Genomic DNA, 15682 nt, shown 5'->3' on the forward strand with positions numbered 1-15682 from the left:
TAGATATGAGCGAAGAATTACAAAGGCTTCCGGCGGAGGTCATGTTCCAAAAAGAAATAGATGCACTTATTGCGGCTGAAAAAAATCCTGTTCCTGTCGGGTGGAAGATGTCACCGAAATCCGTACTTACTTACATTATGGGCGGTGAGTGCAATGGTGTTAAAATAATACCGAAATACATAGGAAATAAGAGAATAGTCGAAATAGCAATAGCCACTTTGGTAACAGACAGAGCATTACTTCTGATAGGTGAGCCGGGTACTGCAAAGTCATGGTTGTCGGAGCATCTATGCGCCGCTATAAACGGTAACTCAACCTGTGTTATACAGGGAACTGCAGGAACTACAGAGGAGCAGATAAGATACTCATGGAATTATGCCATGCTTATAGCAGAAGGCCCAAGTGATAAGGCAATTATAAAGAGTCCTGTTTTTGAGGCTATGGAAGAAGGTAAGATTGCCAGATTTGAAGAGATATCACGTTGTGCCTCCGAGGTACAGGATGCCCTTATTTCAATTCTCTCCGAAAAGAGAATTTCTATTCCGGAACTTGGTAAGGACAGTGCGGCTAAGAAGGGATTTTCCATAATAGCTACAGCAAATACCAGAGACCGCGGTGTAAATGACATGAGTGCAGCTCTAAAGAGAAGATTTAATATAGTGGTGCTTCCAAGTCCGAATACTCTTGAAGAGGAGATGGATATAGTAAAGACCAGAATCGAGAAGCTTTCAGAAGGTATGGCATTGCTTTCAAAGGTGCCTGAGGCTGAGGTAATAAAGAAGGTTTGTACAATATTCAGAGAGCTTAGACAGGGTGAGACACTTGACGGAAAGCAAAAAATCAAGTCTACAGCAAATGTACTTTCTACCGCAGAGGCTATATCCTTACTTACAAACAGTATGTCTTTGGCAGGCAGCTTCGGAGACGGTGAGATAAGTGATGCGGACCTTGCAGCAGGACTTCAAGGTGCAATAGTAAAGGAAGATTCCAAAGACTCAAAAGTTTGGGAAGAGTACCTTGAGAATATAATGAAAAAGCGCGGAAAAGAGTGGATTGGACTCTACAATGAATGTAGGATGCTCAATGGCTAGGAGGCAGCCATGAAAACTTTTGGAATTAGACATTTTTCACCTGCAGGTGCATATTTTCTAAGACAGTTTTTGGATGAAGTAAAGCCTTCACTTGTGCTTATAGAGGGACCGGCGGATTTTGACTTTTTGATAGAGGATATTGTATCAAAAAAACTTGTTCCTCCGTTTGCCATTATGGCATATACAAAGGAAGCACCTATTGACACAATTCTCTATCCGTTTGCAGAATATTCGCCGGAGTATCAGGCAATTCTTTGGGCAAGGGAAAATAATACGGAATGTCATTTTTTTGACTTGGAATCCGATATTATTTTGGAACTTGAAAAAAGGGATGATGAAACTAAAGATGAAGAGATTATCTCAGAAACAAATCCGAAGAAAAGTATTGAAACGGATATGGAAGTTTTTTGGGAAAGAACCTTGGAGCAGAGTGAGGATATGCAGGCCTATAGAGCCGGCAGTGCTTTGCTTGGAGAAAGCATAAGAAAAGATACAAATGCAGATGACAAATCCTTTATAAGAGATATAGTCCGTGAAAGCTTTATGAAAAGAAAGATAAAGGAATATATAGAAAAGGGATTTGATACTGAAAAAATAGTGGCTATAACAGGTGCTTTTCATACATCAGCTATTGAAAGTCTCGAAGGAGCAATGTCCGATAAGGAATATAAGGCATTGGTAAGAAGAGAATCCAATGTCACATTGATGCCGTATTCTTACTACAGACTTAGTAAAAGAACCGGTTATGGTTCGGGAAATGCGGCACCGGCGTATTATGAGTTACTTTGGCAGGGATTTTTAAACGGTGATATTACTTATCATGAAAGAAAGTATCTGAGCAGTTTGGCAAAGTATATGAGAGAGCATGGCGGAATCGTTTCATCCGCTCAGGTAATAGAGGCGACAAGGCTTGCAAGAGAACTTGCTGTTATTCGTGGAGGCTCTGTTCCCACACTTGAAGATTTAAAGGATGCAAGTATTACCTGTATGGGTGGTGGAAGTTTCGGTGAGATGGCAATGGGCTTTGCAGAGACCGATATAGGAAAAAAGATAGGCAGTGTTCCACAGGATGCTATGCAGACTTCTATACAAAGCGACTTTACTTCTAAACTTAAGCAGTTAAAGCTTGAAAAATATAAGGAACTTGTAGCAACACCATTGCAGCTTGATTTAAGAGAAAACTTAAGAGTGAAGTCAAAGGAGAGTGCTTTTCTTGATTTAAACAGATCATTTTTCTTGTACAGGCTTGTTGTACTTGGAATAGATTTTGCTAAGATAAAAAGAAGCAGTCAGGATAATGCAACCTGGGCCGAGAACTGGATACTTCAGTGGACACCGGAGGCAGAAATACAGATAGTTGAAAGTGTATTAAAGGGAGACACTATAGCGGATGCTGTAGCTTTTGTATTGAGCGAAAGGCTCCTTGAGGCTACGAAGATATCTGAAATAGCGGATGTTATAGAAGATGCGTTTAATTGCGGACTTCCTAAGATAGTTGAGGGTGCGAAAAGAAGTCTTGATGAGACGGCAAACGGTGCAATAGCTATGTGTGATATTGCGGATACCGTGAGCAAACTTTCAAATATGATTTCATTCGGTGATATCAGAAAACTGGACAGAGAACCTCTGATACCTATTGTAAAAAGACTTTGTATCAGAGCTTCACTTATGCTTGTCGGGGAGTCGGCTTGTGATGATATAGCGGCAGCTGCATTGGCGGAGGACATTCAAAAAATACATAATGTTTTTATGTTACAGGACTTTTTGGATGAGAGCCTTTGGTTTGATAAGCTTATAGAACTCTCAAATAGAGATGATTTGAATACAAAAATCTCAGGACTTGCTACAGCAATACTGCTTGATGCAGGTAAGATAGATGAGCCGACTCTTAGAAAAGAGGTATCAAGACGACTTTCTGTAGGTATGCCTGCAGAACTTGGTGCAAACTGGTTTGCCGGTCTGTCTATGAGAAATCATTATGCTCTTATAGGGAGACTTACACTTTGGGAAAGCCTTAGTGAGTATCTGGATACTTTGGATGAAGAGGAATTCAGACGTTCGGCAGTTTTTTTAAGAAGAGCTTTTGTAGAGTACAGCGCTAAGGAAAAAGATATGATTGCCGAAAATCTTGGTGAAATATGGGGACTCAATGCTCAGGAAGTAAGTGAAATAATAAACTCTGAGATAAAGGAAGTAGACACGGAGATTCTCGAAGACTTTGATTTTGGAGACTTTTAGGAGATATAAATGGATACAAATGACAGACTGAGGCGATGGAGACTGATACTTGGTTCTGAAGCACAAAAAAGAATGGAAGGTATGGGAGACGGACCGGATTTAAGTCAGGAAGATTTTATGATGGATACGGCACTTGATGCCATCTATAACAGGGATATGAAATTCGGCTTCGGAGGAGGAGCCGGGAAAGGCGCATCAAGTCCACAGATAAGCAGATGGCTTGGGGATGTGAGAACACTTTTTGATAAGGACATTGTAAAGATAATTCAGTCAGATGCTATGGAAAGATGCGGATTAAAGCAGCTGATATTTGAACCTGAGCTTCTTGAAAATATAGAGCCGGATATGCATATGGCAAGTATGATACTTACCCTAAAGGATCAGATACCGAAACAGAGTAAGGAAAATGCCAGAGAGTTTATAAGAAAAATAGTGGAGCAGATAAATGCGCTGCTTGAAACAGATTTAAAAAGGGCGGTTACGGCAAGTATAAACAGAAAGTTACATTCTCCTATTCCTTCCGCATCAGCACTTGATTTTCAGACTACGATAAGAAAGGGTATCAAAGACTACAATACAAAGTTAAAGAAAATAATCCCTCAAAAGTATTATTTCTTTGAGAGAAGTGCAACAACCGCCGCCAATAAATATACTGTTATTTTGGATATTGACCAAAGCGGTTCTATGGGAGAGTCGGTAATATATTCATCTATAATGAGCTGTATCCTGGCAAGTATGAGTGCTATAAAGACTAAGGTTGTGGCTTTTGATACCAATATCGTGGATTTGAGTGAAAAATGTGAGGACCCTATTGATTTACTTTTCGGATTTACTCTCGGCGGTGGAACAGATATAGAAAAATCAATAAAGTATTGCACTAAATATATAGAGAACCCGAAGAAGACGATTTTCTTTTTGATTTCAGACCTTGAAGAGGGCGGAAACCGTGCAGGACTTCTCAGAAGATTGACACAGATGAAGGAAGACGGTGTTATTGTGATTTGCCTGCTTGCCATATCAGACTCAGGCAAACCTTATTATGATGCAAATATGGCACAAAGAATTGCAAATAACGGTATTCCCTGTTTTGCAGCCGCTCCGCAGATGTTGCCGAGGCTCTTAGAAAAGGCGATGAAAAATGAGGATATGAGTGAGTTTACCACAGGTAAATTCGGTGTGGAAAAATAAGGAGATAAGAAAATGAGAAAATTATTTATTATGACACTTGGATTATATTGTGCAGTTGCACTTATGGGATGCAAAGCCGATGCTGCAAAAACTTCAGAGTCTAAGACCGCTATAGAGTCACAGACAAGTTCTGTTGCAACTACAGATACAAGTGTTGCACAGAGCGGTGAAGATGCTCCGGTTGTCGGCGGTTGGAGTATAAACGAGAAGCTTTCACCAAGTGATAACAGTGATGCAATGAGAGCCTTTGATATGGCCGTCAAGAATTTGGAAGGTTATTCATATGAGGTTGTAGCCGTACTTGGCTCACAGACTGTATCGGGAACAAATTATTCATATCTTTGTAAAGGGATAGCAGTGACACCTGATGCCAAAGCGGAATATGCTGTTGTCAATGTATATGAGGATTTAAGTGGAAATTCAAAGATCACAGGAAGTTTGGAACTGTTGGAAGGTAAAGAAGGCTGGGAGTACAATGAAGGAAGTGCAAAGTTGGAGGATAATGCCGATGCCAAGACAGCTTTTGATAAGTCTCTTGAGGCCTTGGCAGGTGCAAACTATGAGCCTATAGCCTATATAGGTAAAAAGGACAATTCATATGCTATACTTGCAAAGATTTCAACAGAGGGTTCCGATTCACAGACAACAATATCAATGGTTTATGTAACTTCTACAGATTCCGGAGCGATGATTGATGATATCAAGGATGTGGATATATCTATGTAGGATACAAAGTACCTAAGGAGCAAATAGAGTATCTTATAGGAGTTGTAAAATAAATAATTAGGGGGAAATATGAATTTCAGATTTGCGAAAAGAGATGATTGCGCTTTAATACTTTATTTTATAAAGGAACTGGCGTCATATGAGAAAATGCTTGATGAAGTGGTTGCTGATGAGAAGATTTTAGAAGAGTGGATTTTTGATAAGCAGAAAGCGGAAGTTGTTTTTGTAATGGAGAATGAAAAGGAAGTCGGGTTTGCACTTTTCTTTCACAACTTCTCTACATTCCTAGGCAGAGCGGGAATATATCTTGAGGATCTTTTTGTACTGCCTGAGTTTAGAGGAAGAGGATATGGTAAGGCTTTATTAAAGAAACTTGCCTCCATCGCTGTAGAGAGAGGCTGCGGCAGACTTGAGTGGTGGTGCCTTGACTGGAATAAGCCGAGCATTGACTTCTACCTGTCTCTTGGTGCCGAGCCGATGTCGGACTGGACAACATACAGGATAACAGGGGATACATTAAAGAGGATGGCAGAATTATAACTTAATGATAACTTGAAACAGGGTACTGTAAAATCTGATTTATAACGATTTTGCAGTACCTTTTTTATTTTAAATTATATAGGCAAAAAATCAGTGGTACAGGCGATATTAGACTACTTTTACATAGTATTTATAACTTTGTTGTTATATAAGTAAATTAGTTTATTGTATAAAAATAAAGGAGGAACGTGACAAAAAATACAGAACATAATGGTGGTATATTGTTAAAAAATAATGATTTTTGAGGGAAGGATATGAAAAGAAATATTTTTAGATGCTTTATGGCATATATTTTGAGCATATTACTGTTAAGTAACAGCTTGGAAGTATTTGCAAGTACTTTGACAAACGGGATAGAGATAACATCAGAAACCGAAGAAAGAAGTGATACCGTTATTTCAAAGGCAACGGATTCAAATGCAAAAGAATGGGAATTTACGTATTTCGGACCTTCTACATCTACAATTACAAATACTGTAAATGATGATGCAGATATAGATGGAGAAATAATTTTAAAATCAGCAACATATAAAAAAGACGGAAGTATAAATAAAAAAGGTGGAAAGTTCGTGTCTTCCGATCCTGCTGACGGAATAAGTTTCTATTATACAAAAATAGATCCGAGTAAAGAAAATTTTATTCTTGAGGCGGATGTAAGGATTGATTATATGAATCCGAAACCTGATGGACAGGAGGGATTTGCACTGATGGTAAGGGACTCTATAGGTGAAAAAGGAGATCCGGCAAGTTCTGAATCAAATTTGGTATCTATAGGAGCAACACAATTACCTAAGGGAGAACTCAATTCTACAACTCAAGTAAAGGATATGCTTGGAGTAAGGGCGTACACAGGTATTGATAATAAGATAAAGCCTAATCCGGATACATTTAAAGTTTACAGATTAGGATTTGACAAGGACGGGGGCAAGGTAAGCAGTGGAGATACTTACAGAGTAAGGTTGGAGAAAAATTCTTCAAGCTATGTTGTATATCAGCTTGCTATGGACGGCTCTGAGCTTTATAAGTATGAAATTCCTATACAGGCAAAGGATATTCGTGCAAACAGTATAAGCGGATATGAAGAGTTAAACGACCCTATGAATGTACAGGATCGTTTTGCATATGTAGGATTTGCTGTTGCAAGAGGTATGAATGTCACATATTCCAATATAAAATTTGAAAAGAGTGAGTTTGATGCAAATGATTGGAGACCTCAAGAAAGCAGATATATAGATCTACAGGCTAAGATTACAAGTCCTGATACTGCGGCAGAAGAAAATTATACATTAGTATTTAAAGCCAATGCAAACGGAACGGCTAAAATTTATCAGGATAATGTACTTAAAGACAGCGTGGAAGTCGTTAATAATGAGGAACTTAAGAAAGATTATGATTTATCATCAGGTAAAAACTTCAGCGTTGAGTTTACCCCGGAAGCAGGTTATGAACCTGAACCTTTTGTGAAGCTTAAATCTTATGAAACTGTTACATTAAATAAAAGTGTATCATTAAGGACTATAGGAAAAGACTCTTATATTTATGTATCAAATACAGGCTTGGATGGAAATGACGGTTCAGGGTATGATAATGCGATAAGCTTGGAGTCTGCAATAAAGTATGCAAGGCCTGGGCAGACAATATTATTGAAGCCTGAAGTTTATGATATGTCAAATAAGTCTCTAATTGTACAAAAGGGAAGAAACGGAAGAGAAGATAATCCTATAAGAATACAGGGAGACGGTGGTTTTGCAACATTAGACTTTAATAGAAGCGGCAAGGGATTTAGCCTTGGCGGAGATTATTGGGAACTTAAGCAGTTTAATATTACAAATACTGCAGATGGATACAAAGGACTTGGAATCTCGGGAAGCCATAATAAAGCGGAAAGGCTAAATTCGTTTAACAACGGAACAACCGGACTGCAGATTTCAGGTAGCAGCGAAGATTCTAAAGATAAATGGCCAAGTTACAACTATATTTTAAACTGTACGTCAATGAATAATGCCGATTCGGCTATGGAAGATGCCGACGGATTTGCAGCTAAGATCACATCGGGAGTAGGTAATGTTTTTGACGGTTGTATTGCGGCATATAATGCTGATGACGGCTGGGATTTGTTTGCCAAAGTGGCAACCGGGTCTATAGGAGATGTAACCATAAAAAACAGTGTGGCTTATAGAAACGGATATATACTGATAAAGAACGGCGGTAATAAAAAGAACTTTGAATTTGCATCGGGAACAGTGGATGAGTCTGGAAATTTGTCGTTTGAAAAGCCCAATATAATGTTGGATGCCGGAAACGGTAACGGATTTAAAATGGGCGGATCAAATGTATCCGGTGCACATAAACTTGATAATTCAATTTCATATGAAAATAAAGCAAAGGGAATTGATTCAAATTCAGGCCCGAATATAAAGATTTCAAATTCAACATCATATAATAACGGAAGTTATAATGTTGCTTTGTATACAAGTGATAAAACATTAAAAACAGAGTTCAGTGCTAAAGGTATATTGTCATTTAGAAAGGGAACAAATATAGGAGAGCAGCTTTCTTTGCAAAGCCAAGCCGGTTCCGATGTAATGGACGGAACAAACTTTTATTGGAATAAAGATGAGAATATTTCAAAAAATACTGCTTCAAAAGTAATTACCGTGGTTGAAAATGATTTTATTAACCTTGATACTAAAAATGATCCGAAGCGAAACGGAGAGGGAAAAATCGATATGAACGGGCTTTTGCTTTTAAAACCGGAAGCTAAAGAAAAACTTTCTTCAGGTGCAGGGGGTAGAGCCTTTGGGGAAGAGGAGATTATTCCTGATACACCAAGTAAAAACAACAATATAACTGAAGAAAAGCCAAAGGATGAATTATCAAATGATACTATCGAGAACCCGAAAGATAAATTATCAAACGGTGGTGGACAGGATAATAATGCAGGTAAAAATCCTCATACGGAAGTAGCGGCTCAAACAGAAGTATCCGATAATAAGAATAAGCCGGCATCAGATGATAGCAGAGTCGTTATACCAAAGAACTCAAACAGCAAGGCAAAAAACCGTAGGTCAAGTTCATCAAGTAGCTCGTCTAAGGGATCTAAGAAAGTATTTCATAATACTTTTACAGGATGGAAAACAGAAACCGTAAACGGTCACAATGTTTGGAAATATGTGGAAAACGGGAAGAATGTAACATCTCAGTGGGCATACATATTTAATCCTTATACAAATAGAAATGCATGGTTTAAGTTTGATAAAGACGGAATTATGGAGACCGGATGGATTAATGAAAACGGAATAAATTATTATCTTAGTGAGATTTCAGACGGATCTTTGGGAGAGTGGATTAAAAAATAGTATATAAAGCTTTAAATTTAAAAAGGGCTGCAGTAATCGAAAATGACTACTACAGCCTTTGTTTATGCTATTATTTCAGCCCTGCTTCCGCCGGTCTTGTCCTTTTTAACAATAATTTGTTTGTCGATTTTTTGCTTTAGTTCACCCACATGGGAGATGATGCCGATAAGCTTATTGCTGCTTGCAAGTGAGGCAAGGGCATTCATTGCCTGAGCGAGGGAGTCTTCATCAAGTGAGCCGAATCCCTCATCAATAAACATGGTATCAAGTTGAATACCGCCGGCTGAGGATTGAATCTCATCAGAGAGTCCAAGTGCCAGAGCCAAAGAAGCTTTAAAGGATTCGCCGCCTGAGAGCGATTTCACACTTCGCTCAGTACCGTTGTAGTGGTCTATTACATCAAGGTCCAGGCCGCTTTGCCCCATCTTACTTGCAGCTTCCTTTCTTCTTACAAGATCGTACTGACCGCCTGTCATTATCACAAGTCTTGCATTTGCTCTTGAGATAATTCTGTCAAAATAATGCATCTGGATATAGGTTTCAAGCATTATCTTGTCCTTTCCTGTAATGTTGCCGTTGGCCGTATCGGACAGAGCCTTCACAATTGTATATTGTTTTTCAGCCTCTATAAGTTCATCAGATTTCAGATTGATATTTTTATAATTAGACTGATTGTTTACTATTCGACTGTGAATCTCTTCCTTGTATGCTCTAAGTCTGCTTATATTGCCCTCAAGCTCATTTAATTTGATTTTTTCATTGTCAAGGTTAATTTCTTCCTTACCATCAAGCTGCTTTGAAAGCTCTGCCTTGGTGGCGGTGGCTGAAGCAAGTTTTTCATTACATTCATTAAGCCTTTTTGTGGCAAGCTCTATAGCTTTTTGAATCTTTAAAACGGTATCATTGTTACTTTTTATCTTTGCATCCGCCTCAAGCTTTGAGGAGAAAAGCAGCTTACTCTTTAAACTTTTAATTCTTTCTTCAATTGCTTTGTTCTCGGAGGTATAAGTAGTAACAGTATTTGATATGGTATTGATACTGTCTTGCAGTTCTTCAAGTCGTTTTGTTGACTGTGGCAAAATCTTTTCGATACTGTCTTTTCTTGAAATATTTTTGCTTAACTGCTCAATCTCACTGTTAATGCTCTTTATTTTGGCTTGAAGTTCACTGATATTTTCTTTTGCAATATCTGTGGCACTGTTCATATTGATATCACCAAGCAGCTCCTTTATAGATGTGAGAGTGGCTTCCATCTTTTCATTTATAGCACCATTTAGTTTGCCGGCCGCCTGACTTGCGTGTTCCACTTCTTTATTGGCGGCTGAAAGCCTGTTTTGTAAAGTATCAAGTTCCTCTTTTGTAGGAACATCTACAGGTTTTGAGGCTTTTTTAGGATGTGATAGCGATCCGCATACGGGACATGGCATATTTTCTTCTAAGCTTTCCGCCAAAATACCTGCCTGTGCGTCAAGATACAGTTTGTGCCCTTCTTTGTAGGAAGCATCTAAGCTATCGACATTTGACTTCTTTTCTTTGTAAATTTGTACAGCCTTTTTATGCTCCTCATGATTTTTCTTTAAAGCTTCCATACTCTGAAGTAATTGTTGAAGTTTTGAAAGCCTGTCATTAAGACTGAGTATATTATTTTCAAGTATTATTTTTTGTTCGCCGCATTTTTCCAATGTCTTTGCCTCGGCAGATAAGCTTTCAATCTGTGACTTTAAGGTATCTATATCTGTCTTTGCCTTATTCAGAGTCAGATTATTCTGTTCTATAAGAGAAATATTTTTAGCCAAGGCTGCCTGTTTTTGACTCAGCTCGTCATACTCAGGTAACTGTGCCGATATGGTAGCGGAATCCTTTGTAAGTTTTTCAATTTCAACGGATTTTTTATTCTCATCATCTAAAGAGGCGGCAAGTGTGATTTTTTCACTTGAAAGCTTTTCAAGCAGTGCCCCGGTTTGTTCAAGTAAAAGCTTTGCTCTTGATATACTTTCACCCTGTTGTATATTAAGCTTAATCGTATCGGCTTGTTTTTCAATATTTAGAATTTTTTCAGCTGTTTTTTCTTCGGATTGTGAGTCTTCAGCCAGCAGCTTTTCAAGTAATGATATACATTCATCTATAGGTAACTCATTATTTTTGGCTTTTGAAACCTGTACACAATGTAGTGAAGATTCGTCACAATTTATACCTGCAATATATTGTGTGATGCTTTGCCTTATCTTTGAACAGTTGTTATCAAGAGATGAGGCCTCCTGCTTTAACTTGTTTTGAAGATCCGAATACAGCTTGGTTTTGAAAATATGTCTGAATATTTCTATTCTATCCTTTGTGGGAGCAAGTAAAAGTTTTAAGAAATCACCCTGTGCAATCATTGCAATCTGACAGAACTGATTTTTATCAATTCCCATTATGTTTTTTATGGCGGTATCCACTTCTTTTGTCTTTGTAAGTACCTTTCCGTCAGGAAGAGTAAGCTCTACACCGGCTGTTTGTTTGGTGACACCGGATCCTCTTTGTGAGGCCCTTTCGTATTCGGGGTTTCTTTTGACGGTATATTCATTATCCTTATATTTGAAAGTAAGTTTTACAAAGGTAGGTGTTTCAAGGTCTGCATATTTTGAACGAAACATTGAAACTTCTCTGTTATTACCGCTGGGATCTCCATAAAGTGCATAGGTAATTGCATCAAATATGGTTGTTTTACCGGCTCCAGTATCACCTGTTATAAGGTAAAGTCCGCCTGTGCCGAGCTTGTCAAAGTCAAAATCCGTCTTGCCTGCGTAAGGACCGAAGGCTGAAAGTGTAAGTTTTAACGGTCTCATATTATTTCCATACTCCTTCTATAATATTTTCAAGGAAAATTCTCTGAGCATCACTTAAATGATTGCCGTTTTGAATTTCATAGAATGTATCAAAAAGTTCAAGCGGTGACATGGAGTCTACAGCATTTATAAGATTGATTTCGGAACTTTTTCTCGTCCTTTGATTGTCATAGTCAAGTTTCATAATATTTTTGTATATCACACGAAGCTTTGTTATAACATCAGGTATATCCTCTTCATCTGTCAATGTGATATGTACATAGTCGGTTGGAAGAGAAGTGTTTTCATAGAAGCTTTTAAGCATCAGTTCGTTGTAGCTTCCTTTTATTTCAACCATATCTCTAAGCGGTGTGAGAGGGATAAAGTCAAGTTTTATATCACCTTTTTCTTTTATATCAATAACTGTTATACTTTTTGTATCTTTTGATTCTGAAAAGGAGTATTTTAGCGGTGTTCCGCAGTATCTGATATATTCACTGCCGCAACTTTGGGAACGATGTATATGACCAAGTGCAACATAGTCAAAGTCTTTAAAAATATCTGCATCCACATTGTCACTGCCGCCTACAGAAACATCTTCGGACTCCGTGCGTGAAGAGCCTGTAACAAACTGATGTGTTATAAGTATATTTCTTTTTGTGTTGTCAATATTCATATCTGTGATAACGGCATTCAGGGCGTCCGTATATGTGGAAATGGAAGCATCAGGGAAAAATCTTCTTACATGAACAGGTTTGATAAAAGGTAACATATAAAAATTGATATCACCGCATTCATCATCTACAGATATCGGAAGAATTTTACCGTTATATACAGGTGAGAGGTATATACCGCTTTTATCAAATAATCTGGAGCCGAAGGCAATGCGCTCCGCGGAGTCGTGATTGCCGCTGATTATAAATACATATAGATTTCTTTTTGACAGCTTATATAAGAAATCGTCAAAAAGCTCAACCGCTTCAGCAGGCGGGATGGGTTTGTCATATATATCCCCTGCGAGTATGATAACTTTCGGTTTTTGCTCATCTATGATATTTATTATTTCGTTGAGAATGTAGGTTTGATCTTCAATCATGGAAAACTCATTCACACGTTTCCCAAGATGAAGGTCTGACAGATGCATTATTTTCATAAATTTGCCCTTTCATTGTAAAAATCACGATTACTAACTTGTTTGTCCAAATTTTCTATTGAAAAATAAAAAGATTGGCACTTTAAGTCTAAAAGTATATATGCTAATATTATAGCATAACTGTGATTGTTAGTAAAAATTTTTGACAAACATCAAAACAGACTGGGGGCTTTATGAAGACTTGGATTTTTATGTTGTTGGTTGATTTGCTTATACCTGCCGTAATGGTGTTTTTCGGACTTAGATTTGAAAAGAAAACACCGAAACCTGCAAGGAGTATGTTTTCGTTCGGTTATAGAACCGTAATGTCTATGAAGAGCAAGGAGACATGGGATTTTGCACATAAGACTGTGGGTAAGTTGTATGTTATTATGGGAATAATATTGGCGGTGTTGAGCATTGTTGTATTACTGTTTACAATAGGTAAAGACAAAGATACAATCGGATTTACAGGAATGATTATATGCTATGTTCAGATAGTGGGAATGCTTTTGCCATGTATACCTACTGAGCTGGCACTTAGAAGAAATTTTGATAAAAACGGAAAGAGAAAGAACTGATAATGAAAGAAGCCGCACTTTGCACACTGTGCTATATTGAAAGAGATGATAAATACTTAATGTTACACAGAGTGAGTAAGAAAAATGATATCAATAAGGATAAGTGGATCGGTGTCGGAGGTCATTTTAAAGATTTGGAAAGTCCTGAGGATTGTCTTATCAGAGAGGTAAGAGAAGAGACGGGATATGAGCTTTGTGACTTTGATTTTAGAGGAATTGTAACATTCGTGTGTGGAAAGACCGGAGCGGAAGTAGTGGAATATATGCACCTGTATGTCGGCAGAAATGTAGTCGGAGAGCCTATTGAATGTGATGAAGGAAAGCTTGTCTGGGTAGATAAAAAGGAAGTGTTTAATCTCAATCTGTGGGAGGGAGACAAAATTTTCCTAAGATTACTTAATGAGAGCAAGGACCTTTTCTCATTGAAGCTTGTATATGATGAGAATGAGCAACTCAAAAGCGCTGTATTAAACGGGAAGGCGATGGATATAGAATAGATTTTTATGTGTTTTAGAAGTAGGGGGAGTTTATGGAAAAGAAGTTTCGTATAAGAGGCGAGATATATTTATTGTTGTCCGGATTTTTCTTCGGACTGCAGCCTTTTTTTGCAAAGATAATATATGCTCACGGTGGAGATGCATACAGTCTGCTGGTTCTTAGGTTTTTTGTAAGCGGAATTGTATTTGCCATAATTTCTATGCTTATCGGTACAGGTATGAAACTTAGCAAAGATGAGTTTCTTTCCGTGCTGATTTTGTCTGTTCCTGAGACCGTTATGTGCATATTGCTGTTTGTATCATACAGCTATATTTCATCCGGACTTGCATCTACGCTGCATTTTTCATATCCGGCGGCGGTTATATTACTTGAGTTATTGATTTTTAGAAAGAAAATAAGTAAAATCAAACTGTTATGTCTGATATTTTGCGCTATAGGTATAGGAGTATTTTATCAGCCTGACGGAAATATAAATATTCTCGGTATGGTCTTGGCACTTGCCTCAGGTGTGGGGTATGCAATATATATTATAGTGTTGACTCATGGAAAATCTTCAAGAATACCTGTAGTTAAGATGTCTGCATGGCTTTCTTTTTTGGTAGCCGTAGAAATAGCAATAATCATGGTTGTTCTCGGCAAGGTAAGGTTTGAGATGGATACTACAGCTGTTGCAATAAGTGTTTTCATGGCTGCTGTAATTTCCACATCCGCACTTTGTGCTTTTCAGGTGGGTGCGCCTATGTGCGGAGCGCAGACTGCAGCTCTGCTTAGTACAATTGAGCCTGTGAGCAGTATTTTACTTGGAGTCATATTCCTTGGCGAGAATATGAATATAAGGATTTTTATAGGTATATGTTTTATACTTTTATCAATAGTTATTCAAATAAAGGAGAAAAAATAATATGAGATTAGCGGTTGCATTACAGGAGAGAGCGGACCTGAATATTAAAATAGACGATTTAAAAGACAGACTTGAAAGAAATGTACTGGTTCAGGAAGGCGAAGAGCCGACAGAAGAGCCTATGGCTTTGAAAAAAGAGCTGGATTCCTGTATTGAAAGATTGTCATATCTGATAGCGGCTATCAATAAAACAAATTGTGAGACATTTATTGACGGAAAGTCTGTTACTCAATTGCTTGCAAGAAAGGATGCTCTTTCAGTAAAGGTAAGTGCATATAGAGATACCGTATATACAGGAAACAGTAATACTAACAGGGCGAGAAATACCGAGATAAAGATAATGCCTGCAATAGATGTAAAGGCTTGGCAAAAAGAGACGGATCTTATTGCAAAAGAAATAAGACTTATTGATAATAAAATTCAGGAAACCAACTGGACTACTGAACTTATAGAATAATATTTTTTAGACGGTAGCATATTCAGGGCGAGTAAAAACTGCACTTTGCACACATATCGACCTTGGGCAGGTCAAATATCATTGTTATGCCCAGACAGTGTACAAATGTATTATTATAGATAACCGTTATTACCGATTACTGACTGTTTGTGTGAGGGAGGGAA

Annotated in this window: 12 protein-coding genes; 10 read left to right on the plus strand and 2 right to left on the minus strand. The window is 37.9% G+C overall.

Annotated features, from left to right (window positions below; translation table 11 throughout):
- The first annotated feature begins 5 nt into the window (after positions 1-5).
- From EHW90_RS03005 to EHW90_RS03030, 6 genes are all read left to right on the plus strand, one after another.
- Complete coding sequence (locus tag EHW90_RS03005; RefSeq protein ID WP_124951135.1) at positions 6-1091, plus strand: ATP-binding protein; 1086 nt, start codon at positions 6-8, stop codon at positions 1089-1091.
- 9 nt (positions 1092-1100) lie between these two features.
- A complete protein-coding gene (locus EHW90_RS03010) occupies positions 1101-3329 on the plus strand; it encodes a DUF5682 family protein (protein WP_124951137.1) in 2229 nt (742 codons plus the stop codon).
- A gap of 9 nt (positions 3330-3338) precedes the next feature.
- Entirely contained in the window at positions 3339-4517 is a 1179-nt protein-coding gene (locus EHW90_RS03015) for a VWA domain-containing protein (RefSeq protein ID WP_124951139.1), read from the plus strand.
- 12 nt (positions 4518-4529) lie between these two features.
- A complete protein-coding gene (locus EHW90_RS03020) occupies positions 4530-5243 on the plus strand; it encodes a hypothetical protein (protein ID WP_124951141.1) in 714 nt (237 codons plus the stop codon).
- A gap of 69 nt (positions 5244-5312) precedes the next feature.
- Complete coding sequence (locus EHW90_RS03025; RefSeq protein ID WP_124951143.1) at positions 5313-5783, plus strand: GNAT family N-acetyltransferase; 471 nt, start codon at positions 5313-5315, stop codon at positions 5781-5783.
- Between the two features lie 281 nt (positions 5784-6064).
- Positions 6065-9142 carry a hypothetical protein gene (locus EHW90_RS03030; RefSeq protein WP_207667028.1) on the plus strand — a complete coding sequence of 1026 codons (3078 nt, stop codon included), beginning with the start codon at positions 6065-6067 and terminating at the stop codon, positions 9140-9142.
- 62 nt (positions 9143-9204) lie between these two features.
- Here EHW90_RS03030 and EHW90_RS03035 read toward each other — a convergent pair whose 3' ends face one another.
- Both EHW90_RS03035 and EHW90_RS03040 read right to left on the minus strand, forming a co-directional pair.
- The gene (locus tag EHW90_RS03035) at positions 9205-11970 is read right to left on the minus strand and encodes an AAA family ATPase (protein WP_124951147.1); all 2766 of its coding nucleotides are present in this window, start codon (positions 11968-11970) and stop codon (positions 9205-9207) included.
- A gap of 1 nt (position 11971) precedes the next feature.
- Positions 11972-13102 (minus strand): exonuclease SbcCD subunit D, encoded by a 1131-nt coding sequence (locus EHW90_RS03040; protein ID WP_124951149.1) that lies wholly within the window; start codon positions 13100-13102, stop codon positions 11972-11974.
- Between the two features lie 173 nt (positions 13103-13275).
- Between EHW90_RS03040 and EHW90_RS03045 the strand changes: the two genes are divergently transcribed.
- Genes EHW90_RS03045 through EHW90_RS03060 form a run of 4 tightly spaced genes read left to right on the plus strand, consistent with a single transcriptional unit; the run spans position 13276 to position 15518 of the window.
- Positions 13276-13662 carry an SdpI family protein gene (locus EHW90_RS03045; protein ID WP_124951151.1) on the plus strand — a complete coding sequence of 129 codons (387 nt, stop codon included), beginning with the start codon at positions 13276-13278 and terminating at the stop codon, positions 13660-13662.
- A gap of 2 nt (positions 13663-13664) precedes the next feature.
- Positions 13665-14159 carry an NUDIX hydrolase gene (locus EHW90_RS03050; protein WP_124951153.1) on the plus strand — a complete coding sequence of 165 codons (495 nt, stop codon included), beginning with the start codon at positions 13665-13667 and terminating at the stop codon, positions 14157-14159.
- A gap of 32 nt (positions 14160-14191) precedes the next feature.
- Positions 14192-15061 carry a DMT family transporter gene (locus EHW90_RS03055; protein ID WP_124951155.1) on the plus strand — a complete coding sequence of 290 codons (870 nt, stop codon included), beginning with the start codon at positions 14192-14194 and terminating at the stop codon, positions 15059-15061.
- A gap of 1 nt (position 15062) precedes the next feature.
- Positions 15063-15518, plus strand: a complete 456-nt coding sequence (locus EHW90_RS03060) for a DIP1984 family protein (protein WP_124951157.1) — start codon at positions 15063-15065, stop codon at positions 15516-15518.
- The last annotated feature ends 164 nt before the right edge of the window (positions 15519-15682 follow it).

Source organism: Lachnoanaerobaculum orale, assembly GCF_003862485.1.
In the GTDB taxonomy this organism is placed as follows: Bacteria; Bacillota; Clostridia; order Lachnospirales; family Lachnospiraceae; genus Lachnoanaerobaculum; species Lachnoanaerobaculum orale.

Excerpts from the sequence above, each read along its gene's own strand:
- EHW90_RS03020 (WP_124951141.1), top strand. The coding sequence starts at position 4,530 with ATGAGAAAATTATTTATTATGACACTTGGATTATATTGTGCAGTTGCA.
- EHW90_RS03030 (WP_207667028.1), top strand. The coding sequence starts at position 6,065 with ATGGCATATATTTTGAGCATATTACTGTTAAGTAACAGCTTGGAAGTA.
- EHW90_RS03045 (WP_124951151.1), top strand. The coding sequence starts at position 13,276 with ATGAAGACTTGGATTTTTATGTTGTTGGTTGATTTGCTTATACCTGCC.
- EHW90_RS03050 (WP_124951153.1), top strand. The coding sequence starts at position 13,665 with ATGAAAGAAGCCGCACTTTGCACACTGTGCTATATTGAAAGAGATGAT.
- EHW90_RS03055 (WP_124951155.1), top strand. The coding sequence starts at position 14,192 with ATGGAAAAGAAGTTTCGTATAAGAGGCGAGATATATTTATTGTTGTCC.
- EHW90_RS03060 (WP_124951157.1), top strand. The coding sequence starts at position 15,063 with ATGAGATTAGCGGTTGCATTACAGGAGAGAGCGGACCTGAATATTAAA.
- EHW90_RS03040 (WP_124951149.1), bottom strand. The coding sequence starts at position 13,102 with ATGAAAATAATGCATCTGTCAGACCTTCATCTTGGGAAACGTGTGAAT.
- EHW90_RS03005 (WP_124951135.1), top strand. The coding sequence starts at position 6 with ATGAGCGAAGAATTACAAAGGCTTCCGGCGGAGGTCATGTTCCAAAAA.
- EHW90_RS03010 (WP_124951137.1), top strand. The coding sequence starts at position 1,101 with ATGAAAACTTTTGGAATTAGACATTTTTCACCTGCAGGTGCATATTTT.
- EHW90_RS03025 (WP_124951143.1), top strand. The coding sequence starts at position 5,313 with ATGAATTTCAGATTTGCGAAAAGAGATGATTGCGCTTTAATACTTTAT.
- EHW90_RS03035 (WP_124951147.1), bottom strand. The coding sequence starts at position 11,970 with ATGAGACCGTTAAAACTTACACTTTCAGCCTTCGGTCCTTACGCAGGC.
- EHW90_RS03015 (WP_124951139.1), top strand. The coding sequence starts at position 3,339 with ATGGATACAAATGACAGACTGAGGCGATGGAGACTGATACTTGGTTCT.